The organism is Streptomyces roseirectus, assembly GCF_014489635.1.
GTDB classification, from domain to species: domain Bacteria; phylum Actinomycetota; class Actinomycetes; order Streptomycetales; family Streptomycetaceae; genus Streptomyces; species Streptomyces roseirectus.
Genome location: NZ_CP060828.1, coordinates 5,328,715 through 5,343,420, shown reverse-complemented (window position 1 = coordinate 5,343,420; position 14,706 = coordinate 5,328,715). Strand labels below are relative to the sequence as shown.

Genomic DNA, 14,706 nt, shown 5'->3' with positions numbered 1-14,706 from the left:
TGACCTTTGGAAGCACGTCAGGAGCGCCGACGAAGGGGGAGGTCGAGGCAGGTGATCCTCACGGTCACGCTCAACACCGCTCTCGACATCACCTACCGGGTGAGCGGACTGCGCCCGCACACCACCCACCGCGTCACGGACGTCCTCGAACGACCGGGTGGCAAGGGCCTGAACGTCGCCCGCGTCCTCGCCGCCCTCGGCCACGAGGTGACGGCGACGGGCTTCGCGGGCGGCGTGACGGGGAAGGTCGTCCAGGACCAACTCACCAGGGTTCCGGGGGTCGTCGACGCGCTGGTCCCGATCTCGGGGACCACGCGCAGGACCGTCGCCGTCGTCGACACCCGCACCGGTGACACGACTCAGCTCAACGAACCGGGCCCGGTCGTCACACCGGCGGAGTGGAACGCGTTCCTGGAGGTGTACGACGGGCTCCTCGCCTCCGCCTCGGCGGTGGCCCTGTGCGGCAGCCTCCCGCAGGGCGTGCCGGTCGGCGCGTACGCGGGGCTGGTGCGGGCGGCGCGCGCGGCGGGTGTCCCCGTCCTGCTCGACACGAGCGGTGAACCCCTGCGCCGGGGGGTCGCGGCCCGCCCCGACCTGATCACGCCGAACGTCGACGAACTCGCCGAACTCACCGGCTCCCACGACCCGTTGACGGCCGTCCGGGACGCCCGCAGGCGCGGCGCCCGCTCGATCATCGCCTCCCTCGGGCCCGAGGGCCTGCTCGCCCTCACCCCGGAAGGCCGCTGGCGCGCCACCCCGCCCACCCGCCTCCACGGCAACCCCACCGGCGCCGGCGACTCCACCACCGCCGGCCTCCTCTCGGGCCTCACCCACCAACTCCCTTGGCCCGAGCGGCTGTCCCGCGCCCTCGCCCTGTCGATGGCGACCGTCCTCGCGCCGGGGGCCGGGGAGTTCGACCGGGGGGCCTACGAGGAGTGGGTGGGCCGGGTCGTCGTCCGGGGAGAGGTCAACGCGGCCTAGTCCTTCACGGCGCCCTTCTTCAGCTCCAGTTGGTCGAGCAGGACGTTGCACTTGTCGCCCTGCTGGCAGGAGATGGAGATGGTGTTGGTGCCCTTGGTCAGCGTCGGCCAGGCGTAGGTCTCGGCCCATGCCTGGGCGGGGTCCTTGGCGCCGGTGAAGTCGCTGAAGTTCATCTTGCTGCCGAAGGGCTTGCCGTTGATCGAGAGGGTCATCTCCTGCTTCTCGCCGATCACGTTGAAGATGGCGAAGACGGTGTAAGTCCCGTCCGCCGGGATGCCGTTGACCGTCCACGTGACCGAGGCGCCCTGGGCGTTGAGGCCCGTGACGTACGTCCCCGACTTCGAGCCCTTTATGTCCGACGCGGTGGTCGCGCCGCCCTCCAGCTTCATCGCCTTCGCGTCGGTCGGCGGGGGCAGCTCACTCTGGGCCGACGGGCTGTTGCCGGAGTCGCTGGGCGAAGCGCTCTGTGAGGTGGACGCCTGCGGGGTGGGCGTCGTGCCGCCGCCCGCCTCGTCGTCCTTCTTGTCGCCGAGGGACACCGCGACGACGATGCCGACGACGACCGCCACGACGACGGCGACGGCGCCGATGAGGAGGCCCTTGGTGTTGGGGCCACGGCCGCCGCCGCCCCGGTTGCCGGAGCGCGAGGGCTGCTGCGGGGCGCCCGGGGGCGGGCCGTAGGCGCCCTGCTGCTGGGGGACCTGGCCGTAGGGGGCCGTCTGCTGCTGGGGGGCGCCGTACTGCGGCTGGCCGTACTGCTGGGGCGGCTGGCCGTACGCGGCCGTCTGCTGCTGGCCCGCCGGGCGGCGGTCGCCGACCGCGCGGACGCGGTTCACCGAGTTCGGGTAGCCGTAGCCCCCGGACGGCGGCTGCGCTCCCCGGGCCTGTCCGTCCTCGTAGAGGTAGCCGAACGGATCGTCGTCCTCCGGCGTGCTCGCGCCGTTGTTGCCGGGCGTCATCCCTCGAACTCCTCAACAGGTGCGGGGCCGTCTACAAAGGTGGTGAGAAGAGCGAGCCTACCCGCTCCGCCGGGGCCGAACGGGTGACTCCGGCCCCTCGAACCCGCTGACCTGCGGCTCAGCCCGCGCGCCGGTGCTGTTTGGGACGAGATCGTTTCTCGACGTACATCCGCTCGTCAGCGGACTTCAACACCTCGTCCGCCGTCATGCCGCACTGTGCCCATCCGATGCCGAAACTGGCGCCGACCCGGACGGCCCGGTCCTCGGCGCGGATCGGCTGGATGATCTCGTTGCGCAGCCGGACGGCGAGGTCGGTGGCGTCGGCGCGGCCGAGGCCGTCGGCGAGGATCACGAACTCGTCGCCGCCGAGCCGCGCGACCGTGTCGCCGTCGCGGACGGCGTTGCCGAGGCGCCGGGCGACCTCGATGAGGACCGCGTCGCCCGCGTTGTGCCCGAACCGGTCGTTGATCGACTTGAAGCCGTCGAGGTCGCAGAAGAGGACGGCGAGGCCCTTCGTCCCGTCGTCGCGGGCGCTCTCCTCGGGGGCGACGACGTGGACGTGGTCGTACCCGTCGTACGGGGCGGTGCGCACCGGGTGGAAGTCGAAGCCGTGGCCGTTGGCGTCGTGGGCGCCGGGGCCGTACGTGTGGTCCATCGCGTCGACGGCGGCCGGGTGGGTGGACTGCGGACGGCGGCACAGGCGCGCGGAGAGGCGGGCGCGCAGTTCGGCGGAGTTGGGCAGGCCCGTCAGGGAGTCGTGGGAGGCGCGGTGGGCGAGCTGGAGCTCGCGGCGCTTGCGGTCCTCTATGTCCTCGATGTGGGTGAGGAGGAAGCGGGGCCCGTCGGCGGCGTCCGCCACCACGGAGTTACGGAGTGAGACCCAGAGGTAGGTGCCGTCCCGGCGGCAGAGGCGTACCTCCGCGCGGCCTCCCTCCGCGGAGGTACGCAGGAGGGTACCGATGTCCTCCGGGTGGACCAGGTCCGAGAAGGCGTAGCGGCGCATCGCGGAGGCGGGACGGCCCAGCAGGCGGCACAGGGCGTCGTTGGTCCGCAGTATTCGGCCGTGCTGCTCGCCGCCCATCTCGGCGATGGCCATGCCCGAGGGGGCGAACTCGAAAGCCGCGCGGAAGGACTCCTCGCTCGCGCGCAGGGCCTGCTGCTCGCGTTCCAGGCGGACCAGCGCGCGCTGGATGTTGGAGCGCAGGCGGGCGTTGCTGACCGCTATGGCCGCCTGGAAGGCGTACATCTGAAGGGCTTCGCGGCCCCAGGCGCCGGGCAGCCGTCCGTTGCGCGGGCGGTCCACCGACAGGACGCCGATGAGTTCTCCACAGGTACCTCCGGGGGATGCCGGGGTGTACATGGGGGCGAAGAGGCGGTCCGAGGGGTGCCACTCGTCCTCGAAGCGGGGCGGGGGGCCGTCGGTGTACCACTGGGGTACGTCGTCGTCATCCAGTACCCAGCCCTCGTTGTGCGGGATGAAGACCAGGTCGCCCCACTTCTGGCCCATCGCCAGGCGCCGTTCCCAAGACTCCCGGGAGCCGACGCGGCCGGTGATCAGCGCCTCCGCGGCGGGGTTGCCCGCGAACGCGGCGACGACCAGGTCGCCGTCGTTCCGTACGAGGTTGACGCACGCCAGCTCGTAGCCGAGGGCGTTCACGACTCCGTCCGCGACCGTCTGCAAGGTGTCAGCCAGGCTGCGGGCCGTGTTCATGTCGGCCATCGCCTGGTGCAGTTGCCGCAGGGACGCGAGGCGGACATAGGGTTCCGACTCGGTCTCCATGCTCGCCCTCCCCCCGAGACTTCGCAGCGAATCAAGGGTTGTTCATCGGCGTACCATTTCACTGCCACTGAATCACAGTGCGCTGCCCACTCGGTACACAGGGTCAACAATTATCTTCTCTTGTGACTCAAGTCACATCAAAACATGAACAATTGGGCAGGGTTTCTGCAATTTTCAGAGTGGTCCGGCGGGGTTACCGAGCGTTTGGACAGCGCTTACTGTACGTGGACGGATCGCGCGGCGCCGGGGTTCCCGGACGGTCGTAGGACCCGGTCGTACGACCCGTATCGGGCGCAGGTCCGATGTGGGGCGGGGCGGGCGGACACTAGCGTGCCGAGCGTGCCGAACATTCTCCCGCCCCCCGCCCTCTCGCCCGCCGGGCATGCTGAGGGGGTGAGCAACGACGAATTCCGGGCCGCGATGGCCCGGCTGGCCGGCGGAGTGGTGCTGGTCACCGCGCAGGAGCCCTCCCTCGACCCCGGGGACCCCACCGCGCCGCCCGCCGAGGACGTCGGCATGACCGCCACCGCGTTCATGTCCGTCTCCCTCGACCCGCCCCTCGTCCTCATCAGCCTCCGCGCGGGCTCCCGCATGGACGACCTCCTCGACGAGCAGCCCCTGTGGGGCGTCTCCGTCCTCTCCGAGAGCCAGCGGCACATCGCCGGGCGGTTCGCGATGAAGGGGCGGCTGAGCGACCGGCTGCTGTTCGAGGACATCCCCTACCGGCGCGGGGGGTTCACCGAGGCGCCGCTGGTGGGCGGGGCGCTGGCGAACCTCGAGTGCCGGACCGAGCAGCGGGTCGTCGCCGGGGACCACACGCTGGTGATCGGGCGGGTGCTGGCGGCTTCGCTGCCGAGTGCGGAGGGTGGGCCGTTGATGTACTTCCGGGGGCGGTACCGGCAGTTGGGGTGAGGGGGTGCGGGGCAGGGGGTGCGGGGAAATACGGGGGATTTCAGGGGGCCCGCGTGTTTAGGGTGCGGGCATGTCCATGCCTCGACTTGAAGAGATCACACCGGCCAACTTCGCGGACGCGATCGCAGTCGCCGTCCGGCCGGAGCAGGAGTACGCCGTCACACCCGTGGCGACGTCGCTCGCGGAGGCGTACGTGCATCCCGGCGTCGCCTGGCCCCGGGTCATCGTCGACGGGGAGCGGGTCGTCGGGTTCCTGATGGCGTTCCTCGACGTCGACTGGCACGACGACGGGGGGTCGCTGCGGCGCTCGGGGCTGTGGCGGCTGAACATCGCCGCGGACGAACAGGGCAAGGGGTACGGGCGGTTCGCCGTCCAGGCCGTGGCGGAGGAGTTGCGGCGGCGGGGGACGTCCGAGTTCCACGTCACCTGGCATCTCGGGGAGCACGGGCCCGAGGGGTTCTATCTGGGGCTGGGGTTCCGGAAGAACGGGGAGATGGTGGGGGAGGACGAGGTGGTGGGGGTGCTGGAGTTGAAGTAATACCCCAGAGTCACGCCGTCGGCGGCGTCACCAGTCGCGGCCCGTTCTGCCGCGCTTCGTCTCCGCGCGGGCCTTCTTCTCGCGCAGGCGGCGTTCGTTGATGCCGCGGGGGACGCGGGTGGCGCGGCGGGGCTTGGGCGGTGGGGCGGTCGCCTCCGCGAGGAGGGAGGCGAGGCGGACGGCGGCGGCTTCGCGGTTGCGCCACTGCGAACGGTGCTCGGAGGCGCGGACGACGAGCACGCCGTCGACGAGGCGGGGGGCGAGGCGTTCGAGCGCGCGCTGTTTCCACACGGCCGGCAGGGACTCCGTGCGCGCGAGGTCGAACCGCAGCTCCACCTGGGTGTCGCTGGTGTTGACATGCTGCCCGCCCGGCCCGGACGACCGCGAGAAACGCCACGTCAGCTCGGCCTCCGGGAGGGAGACGGAGCCTCTGACGACATAGGGACCGGACATGTGTTCCATGGTGGGGCGGGAGGCGTGCGGAGTCACCCGATTTTAGAGGTAAAGAAAGTAAAGGGGGCGGGAACCTTCGCGGCACCTTGGGGCGTTCAAGGGGTAGCTGTAGGTTCACGCCATACGGCACGACACGACGTACACAACAGGGAAGGACTCCCAACCATGGCTGTAAGCCTGTCCAAGGGTGGCAACGTCTCGCTCACCAAGGAGGCTCCGGGCCTGACCGCCGTCACCGTGGGCCTCGGCTGGGACGTCCGTACGACCACCGGCACGGACTTCGACCTCGACGCCTCCGCGATCGCGGTCAACCCGGCGGGCAAGGTCTACTCCGACGCCCACTTCGTCTTCTTCAACAACAAGCAGACCCCGGACAACACGATCGTCCACACCGGCGACAACCGCACCGGCGAGGGCGAGGGCGACGACGAGCAGATCAACGTCAACCTCGCGGCCCTCCCGGCCGACGTCGACAAGATCGTCTTCCCGGTCTCGATCTACGACGCCGAGAACCGCTCGCAGAACTTCGGCCAGGTCCGCAACGCGTACATCCGCATCCTCAACCAGGCCGGCGGCGCCGAGATCGCCCGCTACGACCTCTCCGAGGACGCGGCCACCGAGACCGCCATGGTCTTCGGCGAGCTCTACCGCAACGGCGCGGAGTGGAAGTTCCGCGCGGTCGGCCAGGGTTACGCGTCCGGCCTCGCGGGCATCGCCCAGGACTTCGGGGTCAACGTCTGAGGTCCGGTTGAACCCGGGTAGGTGATCGGGCGGGCTCTGGCTGCTGAGGCGGCCGGGGCCCGCTTGTCGTTCAGGGCGCCGTTCGGGTGGGGGTGTCCGGAGGGGCTGGTTCAGGGGAGGGGTGGGGCCACAGCGCGGAGTGGCCAGGGACGGGAAAGGGGTGACGTACGGGTCGTGGATGTAGGAGGCAGGGCGAGAGCGAGGGCTTCGCGGGTAGGGCAGCCGGGCCAACAGGCGGCGGACGAGGTGTCTCACAGGTGCAACTCCGTTGCTGTCAGGTGGGCTTCTGCGCCGGAATCGCCTTCTCGGCCCACACGGTCTTGCCGATCACCTCGCTGACGACGCCCCAGGTGCTGACCAACGCGTCCACGAGGGCGAGGCCCCGTCCCCCGCCGTCCTCGACGCCGGCCTTCTTGAGCTGCGGCATCTTGTCGCTCTGCGTGTCGCGGACCTCGACGCGGAAGACGCCGTCGGTGTGGGCGATCGTCAGGCGGACCTGACGGCCCGTGGTGCCGGGGACTCGGCCGTGGGTGACAGCGTTGGTGATCAACTCGTCGACCACCAGGGTGAGTTCTTCGGCGAAGTCGTCGTCCACGGGGATGCCGCAGGCGAGGAGGAACTTGCGGCAGTCGGTTCGGGCGCGGGAAGCGGCGAGTTGGGTGGTGGGGTAGTGATGGGCGGCGAACGCTTCACGGCGACCGCACAGGTTTTCCAGGTGCCCGAGGAGGCAGACGACCGACCGGGCCAGCCGCCGCGCGTGCGCCACCTCGCGGGGAAACCCACCGTCCCCCACCGCGTCGAGCCGCCTCCGCGCCTCTCCCACACCGGCCCACGCGGCCACCACGTCGGCATCGCCCTCGGGACGCCCGAGCGCAACCCGCCCGATCTCCGGGATCAGCACCATCAGATGCCCCCGGTACATCAGGACCAGGGTTTCCAGCTCATCGGCGGTCGGCAACCCGGTGTCATCCGCGAGCACCCGCGCCGCCGTCGCGCGCATCGTCTCCACATCGACCGGAAGGGAATCGAAGCCGTTCACAGCCGCTCTCCCCTCGACCGCGCGTTGGCCACCGACACGTTCGCGCTCAACGCCTCCGCCGCCGACACCGGCCGCAGCAGCTCCGGGCGCGCGTCCCACTCGATGCCGCCCCCGACCGGACGCACCTGCACGTACGGGCCGATGAACCCCATCACCTCACCGACCTTGCCCCTGCCGGTGTCCCGCACCACGTCCCCGAGGCGCACGGCCACCGCCGCACCCTCCCCCGCACCCTCTGGGGCCGACCTCTGCGCGCCCATCAGGCCACCCCTTCCGCGAGGACGGGACCGGGCCTCAACACACCCAGCGGCCAAGGTCATGCATGTTGGCGCTCCCAACCAGCGTCGGCCACACCCCCGGACGTTCGCCCGTCGCGGGGGTTCGATGCATGCTCTAGGACAGAAAGTAACGTGACCTGGGACACCACCACGGGAGGCGCCATGCCGGACGCCAATCACCCCTACATGCAAGTCGCGGAACGCATCCGCCGCCGCATCCTCGACGGCGCCCTCAAGGAAGGCGAGAAACTCCCGCCCGTGCGGGAACTCGCCAAGAGTGAGGGTGTGTCCGTCGCCACCCTCGGCCGTTCCCTCGATCAGCTCCAGGTCGAGGGCTACATCACCACCTCGCGACGGGGAACCTTCGTCGCCAACGCCCCCGAGGTCGCCCCCTCCGGCTACGACCGCATCACCCGCGTCCTGCGCACCGGCTCGGTGCTCGCCGAGGGCGAGACGATGATCGTCACGACCGCCGAGCTGATCAAACCGCCCCAGTACGTCGCCGAGATCTTCGACCTCGACGACGGCGACCAGGTCGTCCGCCGCCAGTGGCACACCGGCCGGGGCCAGCAGCGCACCGGCCTCTTCGTCACCTGGCACCCGGCCCACTTCGCCGCCGCCGTACCCGAGTTGCTGTCCACCTCACGGACCTCCTCCCCCGGACTGCTCCTGAAGATCCAGCAGGCGACCGGCAGGCAGGTGACAGCAGGACGCGACGACATCCACGGCCGGGACGCCGACGCACGCGAAGCAGGCTTCCTCGGACTCCGCGTCGGCTCCCCCATCCTCGCCGGCGTCCACCGCCTCTGGGACGACGAAGGAGTCATCGAGTACGGCGAATGGTGCCTGCCCTACCGGCTGGCCATCGGCTACGAGTACAGCGTGGAGGCGGCGCCGGACGCTTCGTGAGAGCGAGAACAACGTACGGCCCTCCATCACCGGTGATGGAGGGCCGTCGCGCTTCGAGGACCACGACACCGCCGCCCCGAGCGTGACCGCCCTCGACGACGCCGGCGCATGGGGAAGCCGGAGCCGGCCTCACCTGGGCGGCGGTCTTCACCGGTCTTGCGCGAGTTTGTAGAGCTCGGCGAACAGGCCCGCCGCTTCGAGGAGGGATTCGAAGGTCCCCGTCTCGACGATCCGGCCGTGGTCGAGGACGACGACGCGGTCCGCGATGCGGGCGTTCTCCAGGTTGTGCGTCACGAACACGGCGGCCTTGCCTGCGGCGAGTTCCTTGAAGCGGCGGATCACCAGGTGCTCGGCCCTCGGGTCCATCGCGGACGTCGGCTCGTCGAGCATCAGCATGGCGGCGTCCCGATAGAACGCGCGGGCGACCGCGATGCGCTGCCACTGTCCGCCGGACAGGTCGGTGCCGCCCCAATTGGAGCCGGCGACCAGGGTGTCGAGCCCGTACGGAGCCTTGTCGATGACACCGTCCGCGCCGGCCGCATGCGCGGCCTGGAGCAGCGAGGTGTCGTCGTCACTGCGGGGCTGGCCGAGGTGGATGTTGGCGCGCAGGTCCATGGGCCAGCGGGTGTAGTCCTGCGGCACGAGCCCGACCTTCGACCAGACGCCTGTCGGGTCGGCCTCGGCGAGGTCTGTGCCGTCCCAGGTGACCGTGCCGGAGGTGGGCAGGTACAGGCCGGTGAGGAGGCGGGAGAGAGTGGTCTTCCCGGAGCCGTTCTCGCCGACCAGCGCGATGAGTTCGCCCTGGCGCAGGGTGAGGCTGACGTCGTCCACCGCCGGAGACCCGGCGCCCGGGTAGGCGTAGGTGACGTTCTTCGCCTCGATCTCGACGGGCGCCTCGTCCGGGATCACCGCGTTGCCACGCTCGGCGCGCAGGCTCTTCGCGTGACGCAGGAAGGACTGCCAGTCCTCCAGGTAGAGGCTGGTACGGAAGGTGCGGGCGGCGGCCATCACCAGCGAGGTCAGCGCACCGGTCGACGTCCGTACGGCCACCACAGCGGTCGCGGCGACCGCGAGGTCCATCCGTCCGGTCGCGGCGAGCCACCCGAGCGCGGCCCACGTGGCGGCGAGCATGAGCCCGCTGACGGCGGAGCCGACCAGGGTCACCCGCAGCACGCGCGGCGCCGCCTCCCGGTGAGTGGCCTTGATCCGGTCGGTGATCTCCCGGTACCAGGTCATCAGGAAGCCGGACATGGTGGCGGCGCGGACCTCGGCGGCGGTACGGCGGTCGGTGGAGTAGTACCGCAGCAGGTAACGCAGGTGATTGTCGGAGATGTTCTGGAAGTCCGCGTGGTGCTGGATGCGCGCGGTGGTCACCGCTGCGGCGCCCTTCGGCACCACGGCCAGCAGAAGCAGCGGGAGGAGCAGCGGGTGCAGAACCGTCAGCACCGATGCGGCGGCGACGAGTTGGGCGAGCGCGGAGACCATGGCCTGCGCGTCGCCGATCAGGTCCTCGGTGGCCTCAGCGCCTTTGCCTGCGGCCTGGAGGCGGTCGGTGAACCCGGGCCGGTCGTACGCCTCCAGTTCGACCTGCGGGGCGGCGGCGAGGATCTGGAGGTCAGCCTCGGTGGCGACTTCGGGAGCGAGGCGAGCGGCTGCGTAGACCGCAAGCGCGTCCGCCCCCGCCCGTACGGCACTCGCCACGGCGGCGACGACGAGCGCGGGAGTCGCAGCCGTCACGCGCGCGGCGACGTCCCCACCGCTGAAGAGGTGGTTCATCGCGCCGGGCAACGCGGCAAGGGCGACAGCGGCGGAGACGGCTACGACGAGTTGGGTGAGGCCCAGCCAGAGCATCGCGGGCCGGTCGGCTGCCCAGCCGAGCCGTACGGCGGCGCCGAGAGTACGCGGGAGGCGGGAGGCCATCCGCCACCAGGTCGCACTGGCGATGTCCTCGGCGTGCGGGTCGGATCGGTAACCGACCTGCTGCGCCGGTGCGGCGGGAGTTTTCGGGGCGGGTGAGGAGTCGGTCACCCGCCCATCCTTGCGGGACCTGCGGGGCGTACGGGGCCGATTACGCCGAAGTCGCCCAGCCGGTGGAGGAGGCGTCTACAGCGCACGCAGGGCCAACTCGACGGCAGTGATGAGGTAGAGGCCAGTACGGTACGGAGCAGCGTCCTCGGGGCTGACGGCGGCCCGCTCGATGGTCTCGGCGAGCATGGCTGGATCGAGGTAGCCCTGCTCAGTGAGGTGGAGGTCTTTGCCCCAGCCACGCAGCAGCTCGGTCGCATGACGGTGGACGGCGGTGTTCATCAGATGGCCGAAGTTCTCCCGCAGCGGCGGGTTCACCACGTCCTCGGGCAGGGCGCGGGCAGCGAGCCGCCGGTGCAGCAGACGCTTGTCCTTCTTCCATTCCACGGGCAGGCGGTGTCCGAAGCGGACCATGTCCGCATCGGTGAACGGGGCGACCGTCCACAGTCCGCGCCGGGCCATGAGCGGGGTGGCGACCTCCAGGGCGATCAGCGCGGTTTCCGGTGCCACGGTCGCCGGGGAGATCCCGTTGTCCACCTCGCTCAGCAGGTCGCACACCCGCTCGCCGCACCAGGACGGTGCGACAGGCGTACGAGGGGGTTCGCCGGAAGCGCGGCGGGTTCGGGCGATCTCGTCACCGCCGAACCCGGCCGCCACCGTGTGGACGCCTCGGGCTCGCAGGGCCTGGGCGAGCGCGTCGGCGGCCTCCAGATGCGGCTCGTCCAGCGGGCTAATCTCCTGCGCCCGGGAGCGTCGTAGTCCGCCGGGGGAGAGCACCGGGTGGTCGGCAGCTCGCACGGTCACGTCGGCGGCGAACCCGGTCCGCTCGATGACCGCCCGGCGCCGCGCCTCCTGCTGGGGTCCCGCCTCTCCCCCAATGAGCATCGCACATGGGGTGATCACCCCCGGGTGCGCCAGCGCGAGGGAGATGGCGAGGTTGGTGGAGTCCATGCCCCCGGACAGTTGGGCCGCCGTCTGCCCCGCCGCGACGGGCCTCTTGGCGAACACGTGGTCCGTCAGGGCCTCGAAGGCGGCGACGAGTTCGGACTCACCGATGTGGTCGGCGAGTTGGGAGGGCTGGGCGTGCTCTGCCGCCGACGGATACACCAGGCGCAGGCTCTCGGCGTCCGCGTAGGCAGTGGAGCGTTCCGACAGTCGCTTGACGGTGGTGAACAGTGTGTCGTGCCCGTAGCGGGGAAAGCCGGTCAGCAGCCGCATCACCTCCCGTTCCTCCAGCCAGTTCGCGCCGAGGTGGGCGCGCAGGTCCATCAGCTGCCACGAGCCCGTCAGCCGCCCGGCGTCGTGGGCGAGGTACAGCGGGCACACCCCGCCGAGCCCCGTCGTCAGGCGGAGCCCGTCCGGGCCGACCTCGATCCAGATGCTCTGGAGCGGCCAGTCCTGGCACTCCTTCAGCGCGCGGCCGTACACCGCCTCATCGACCCGGGCCGGGGAGATCGATCGCAGCAGCGAGGGGCGGCCGACGGCGCGCTCTCGTACGACCAGCAGCGTGTGGGTGCCGTCGGTGATCGCCCGCGCCTCCAGTGCCGGGTGGTCCAGGGGCCGGACACGGTCCGCACCGCAACCCCATCCCTCTTCCTCCCCTCGCCATACCCACGGCCCCGAACCGGTCCGTACGTTCACCGATAACGTCAACATCCTTCTGGTCTCCTTTCTCGTCGGACATGCGACGGGGCCCGCGCGGCTCTCGGCCAGACGCGGGCCCCGGTGACTCTGGTGGTGCCTTATGTGCGGTGCTGTGGCTCAGTCCTCGAAGCGGCCCTGGTCCGAGGTCTCGGCGGCCTTGTCGTCGTAGCGGGCGGTGTCACCCGGCGCGGCGGTGATCTCCGGTCCGGCGAACACGGACTCCCACGGACGCGTCTGGTCCTTCATGGCGAACTCCTTCCTTGGCGACCGAACCCGCTGACGGAACGTCATCGGGCTTCGTCAATCAGTGAACAGGGCAAGGGGGTTGGCGGGTACTGTGTCGAGCGCGTGGAGCCGTATATCGGGTATACGAGGGCAGGACGCCATGACTCAGCGCACTGCGAACCATCAGCTCAAGGCGCTGATCGAGGAGTCCGGGCTGCCGTACGACGGCGTCGCACGCGCAGTGAAGGCCGTGGCGTTGGAGAGCGGCCAGCGTCTGGGGACGAACAAGTCGGCTGTCCATCACTGGACGCTCGGCGCGATCCCGGCCGTTCCGACCATCGGCTACCTCGCCGAGGCGCTGTCCCGCCGTCTGGGCCGCCGGATCACCCGCGAAGACCTCGGACTCGGTTCCCCGACCGGTGGCGAAGATGACAGCATCGGGCTGACGCTGGATTTCGATCCCATCGAAACGCTCACCGCACTCGGGGAGGCCGACGTGAACCGCCGCCGTTTCCTGGCCGCCTCCGCCTACTCCATGGCCGCCGCGACGATGCCACTTCAGACGGTCCAGGAAGCCGCCGCCCGGACCCGTGCGGTCAGCGGAGGAGGAGTCGCCGGCCACGCCGACGTCGTCGCCGTCCGCGACATGGTGAAGCTCTTCATGGACATGGACGAGCGCCATGGCGGACAACACGGACGCTCCGCGTTCGTGCAGTACCTCATCACCGACGTCGCGCACCTGTGCCGGGGCCGGTTCGCGAGCGACGAAGTCCGCGCCGAGGCACTGTCCGTCGCCTCGGCAGCGGCCCACCTGTGTGGCTGGAAGGCGTACGACAGTGGGGAGCAAGGACTAGCTCAGCGGTACTACTTCCAGTCGCTCGCCCTCGCGCGAGCCTCCGGCGTTCCCGGGCAGGACGGTTTCGTGATGCGCACGATGTCCCAGCAGGGCATGAAACTGCACCGGCCCGAGCACTGCCTGGCCCTCGCCGAGACGGGCTGGGACCGTGCCAAGGGCCGCGTCGGCCAGCAGGTCGAGGCACTGTTCGCCGTCACCCACGCGCACGCGCTCGCCAAGACCGGCCAGACCCGACGTGCCCTCGCCGACGTCCGACTTGCCGAGAATGCGCTGGCGGCCGGGGACGAGGTGCCGTTCTGGGCACTGGTGTGGGGGCCGCCTGCGGCCACCGTCCACTCCCGGACGGCGAAGGTCTTCGAGACGCTCGGCGACCGCCCGAACGCCGCCCGGCAGTACGCCACCGCGGCGGCGAGCCGTCCTGGGACGACGTACGCGCGGATCATCGCCCTCGATCTGGTCGCCCAGGCCGAGCAGCAGGCGCAACAGGGGAGCGTCGAGCAAGCGTGCATCACCTGGGGCCGCGCGATCGACGCCATGGCCGGGGTGAAGTCCACCCGCACCCTCAAAGCCGTCCGCTCCCTGCGCTCCGACCTACGCCCGTACCGGGCCCGTGGCGTACGGATCGCGGCCGAACTCGACGAACGCGCACGCGTGTTCCTCGACCACCACCACTGAGTCGGAGCGCCCCCGTCCTCGGACTCACCGTCGCCGAACGTGTCCGCTGGACCGCCGAACGCGTTGAGGAGATGGGGCTCATAACCGACTGACACGGCCCACTAGGGTCCCTCCTGCCCCGCACACCAACAGGAAGGGACCCCATGCCCGCCCAGCCCGTCATCGACGTCATGGTCATCCTGGAACGAGAAGGGCGCATCCTCCTCGCCGAACGCCAGGGCACCGGGTACGCCGACGGGATGCTCAACCTGCCCTCCGGGAAGGTCGAGGACGAGAACGTCGTCCAGGCCGCCGCACGCGAAGCCCTCGAAGAAGTCGGCGTGCACATCGACCCCGCCGCCCTGCACCCCGTGCACGTCATGCACTACCTCAACCCCGAAGGTCACCAGCGGATCGGCTGGTTCTTCACCGCCACCCACTGGGACGGCGAACCGTACAACGCCGAACCCGCCAAATGCGCGGGACTGTCCTGGCACCGGCCCGACCAACTCCCCGGCAACACCGTCCCGTACAACGCGCTCGGGATCGCCCACCACCTCAAGGGCGAACCGTTCTCCGTGCACGGATGGCAGCCCGGCAGTCACTGACGAGTCGTCCGGTCAGCGGGCGGATCAGCCAACTCCCAGGCAGACGTACAGAGTTTCGCTTCGCGAAGCGGATCTCGGCGGTAGCGTGCGCAGCACAACAAAAA

General features: G+C 70.6%; 15 protein-coding genes. 7 read left to right on the top strand and 8 right to left on the bottom strand.

From position 1 onward, the window contains the following. Positions 1 to 51: 51 nt before the first annotated feature. Entirely contained in the window at positions 52 to 981 is a 930-nt protein-coding gene (locus tag IAG44_RS22685) for a 1-phosphofructokinase family hexose kinase (RefSeq protein ID WP_187748900.1), read from the top strand. On the opposite strand, the gene IAG44_RS22680 is transcribed toward IAG44_RS22685, so the two are convergent. Together IAG44_RS22680 and cdgB are read right to left on the bottom strand one after the other, a co-directional pair. Then, positions 978 to 1,940, bottom strand: a complete 963-nt coding sequence (locus tag IAG44_RS22680) for a carbohydrate-binding protein (RefSeq protein WP_187748899.1) — start codon at positions 1,938 to 1,940, stop codon at positions 978 to 980. The genes IAG44_RS22685 and IAG44_RS22680 overlap by 4 nt on opposite strands. A 118-nt stretch (positions 1,941 to 2,058) precedes the next feature. Next, positions 2,059 to 3,720, bottom strand: a complete 1,662-nt coding sequence (gene cdgB, locus IAG44_RS22675) for a diguanylate cyclase CdgB (protein ID WP_187748898.1) — start codon at positions 3,718 to 3,720, stop codon at positions 2,059 to 2,061. A 420-nt stretch (positions 3,721 to 4,140) separates the two neighbouring features. Here cdgB and IAG44_RS22670 point away from each other — a divergent pair, with 420 nt between their 5' ends. Both IAG44_RS22670 and IAG44_RS22665 read left to right on the top strand, forming a co-directional pair. Continuing rightward, positions 4,141 to 4,632: a flavin reductase family protein gene (locus tag IAG44_RS22670; protein ID WP_425508532.1), complete on the top strand. Its 492-nt coding sequence runs from the start codon at positions 4,141 to 4,143 to the stop codon at positions 4,630 to 4,632. 70 nt (positions 4,633 to 4,702) lie between these two features. Next, entirely contained in the window at positions 4,703 to 5,170 is a 468-nt protein-coding gene (locus IAG44_RS22665; RefSeq protein ID WP_187748896.1) for a GNAT family N-acetyltransferase, read from the top strand. Positions 5,171 to 5,197: 27 nt separating this feature from the next. Here the strand turns inward: IAG44_RS22665 and arfB are convergent, their stop codons facing one another. Beyond that, positions 5,198 to 5,632, bottom strand: a complete 435-nt coding sequence (gene arfB / locus IAG44_RS22660; RefSeq protein WP_187748895.1) for an alternative ribosome rescue aminoacyl-tRNA hydrolase ArfB — start codon at positions 5,630 to 5,632, stop codon at positions 5,198 to 5,200. Between the two features lie 156 nt (positions 5,633 to 5,788). On the opposite strand from arfB, the gene IAG44_RS22655 reads away from it, so the two are divergent. Next, positions 5,789 to 6,364 carry a TerD family protein gene (locus IAG44_RS22655; protein WP_187748894.1) on the top strand — a complete coding sequence of 192 codons (576 nt, stop codon included), beginning with the start codon at positions 5,789 to 5,791 and terminating at the stop codon, positions 6,362 to 6,364. Between the two features lie 274 nt (positions 6,365 to 6,638). On the opposite strand, the gene IAG44_RS22650 is transcribed toward IAG44_RS22655, so the two are convergent. Together IAG44_RS22650 and IAG44_RS22645 are read right to left on the bottom strand one after the other, a co-directional pair. Next, entirely contained in the window at positions 6,639 to 7,403 is a 765-nt protein-coding gene (locus IAG44_RS22650) for a DUF6415 family natural product biosynthesis protein (RefSeq protein WP_223006802.1), read from the bottom strand. Beyond that, a complete protein-coding gene (locus IAG44_RS22645) occupies positions 7,400 to 7,615 on the bottom strand; it encodes a hypothetical protein (protein WP_425508466.1) in 216 nt (71 codons plus the stop codon). The genes IAG44_RS22650 and IAG44_RS22645 overlap by 4 nt, the downstream gene beginning before the upstream one ends. Before the next feature lie 228 nt (positions 7,616 to 7,843). On the opposite strand from IAG44_RS22645, the gene IAG44_RS22640 reads away from it, so the two are divergent. Further along, positions 7,844 to 8,590 (top strand): GntR family transcriptional regulator, encoded by a 747-nt coding sequence (locus tag IAG44_RS22640; protein ID WP_187748893.1) that lies wholly within the window; start codon positions 7,844 to 7,846, stop codon positions 8,588 to 8,590. Between the two features lie 147 nt (positions 8,591 to 8,737). Here the strand turns inward: IAG44_RS22640 and IAG44_RS22635 are convergent, their stop codons facing one another. The 3 genes from IAG44_RS22635 to IAG44_RS44305 all read right to left on the bottom strand — a co-directional run bounded on the left by IAG44_RS22635 (position 8,738) and on the right by IAG44_RS44305 (position 12,505). After that, complete coding sequence (locus IAG44_RS22635) at positions 8,738 to 10,618, bottom strand: ABC transporter ATP-binding protein (RefSeq protein ID WP_187748892.1); 1,881 nt, start codon at positions 10,616 to 10,618, stop codon at positions 8,738 to 8,740. Positions 10,619 to 10,693: 75 nt separating this feature from the next. Beyond that, entirely contained in the window at positions 10,694 to 12,256 is a 1,563-nt protein-coding gene (locus IAG44_RS22630; protein ID WP_187748891.1) for an asparagine synthase-related protein, read from the bottom strand. 120 nt (positions 12,257 to 12,376) lie between these two features. Next, positions 12,377 to 12,505: a hypothetical protein gene (locus tag IAG44_RS44305; protein ID WP_281404299.1), complete on the bottom strand. Its 129-nt coding sequence runs from the start codon at positions 12,503 to 12,505 to the stop codon at positions 12,377 to 12,379. Positions 12,506 to 12,644: 139 nt separating this feature from the next. Between IAG44_RS44305 and IAG44_RS22625 the strand changes: the two genes are divergently transcribed. Together IAG44_RS22625 and IAG44_RS22620 are read left to right on the top strand one after the other, a co-directional pair. Beyond that, complete coding sequence (locus IAG44_RS22625; protein ID WP_187748890.1) at positions 12,645 to 14,015, top strand: NsdA family TPR-like regulatory protein; 1,371 nt, start codon at positions 12,645 to 12,647, stop codon at positions 14,013 to 14,015. A gap of 143 nt (positions 14,016 to 14,158) precedes the next feature. Further along, on the top strand, positions 14,159 to 14,602 hold the full coding sequence (locus IAG44_RS22620; RefSeq protein WP_187748889.1) for an NUDIX hydrolase: 444 nt from the start codon (positions 14,159 to 14,161) through the stop codon (positions 14,600 to 14,602). Positions 14,603 to 14,706: the final 104 nt, after the last annotated feature.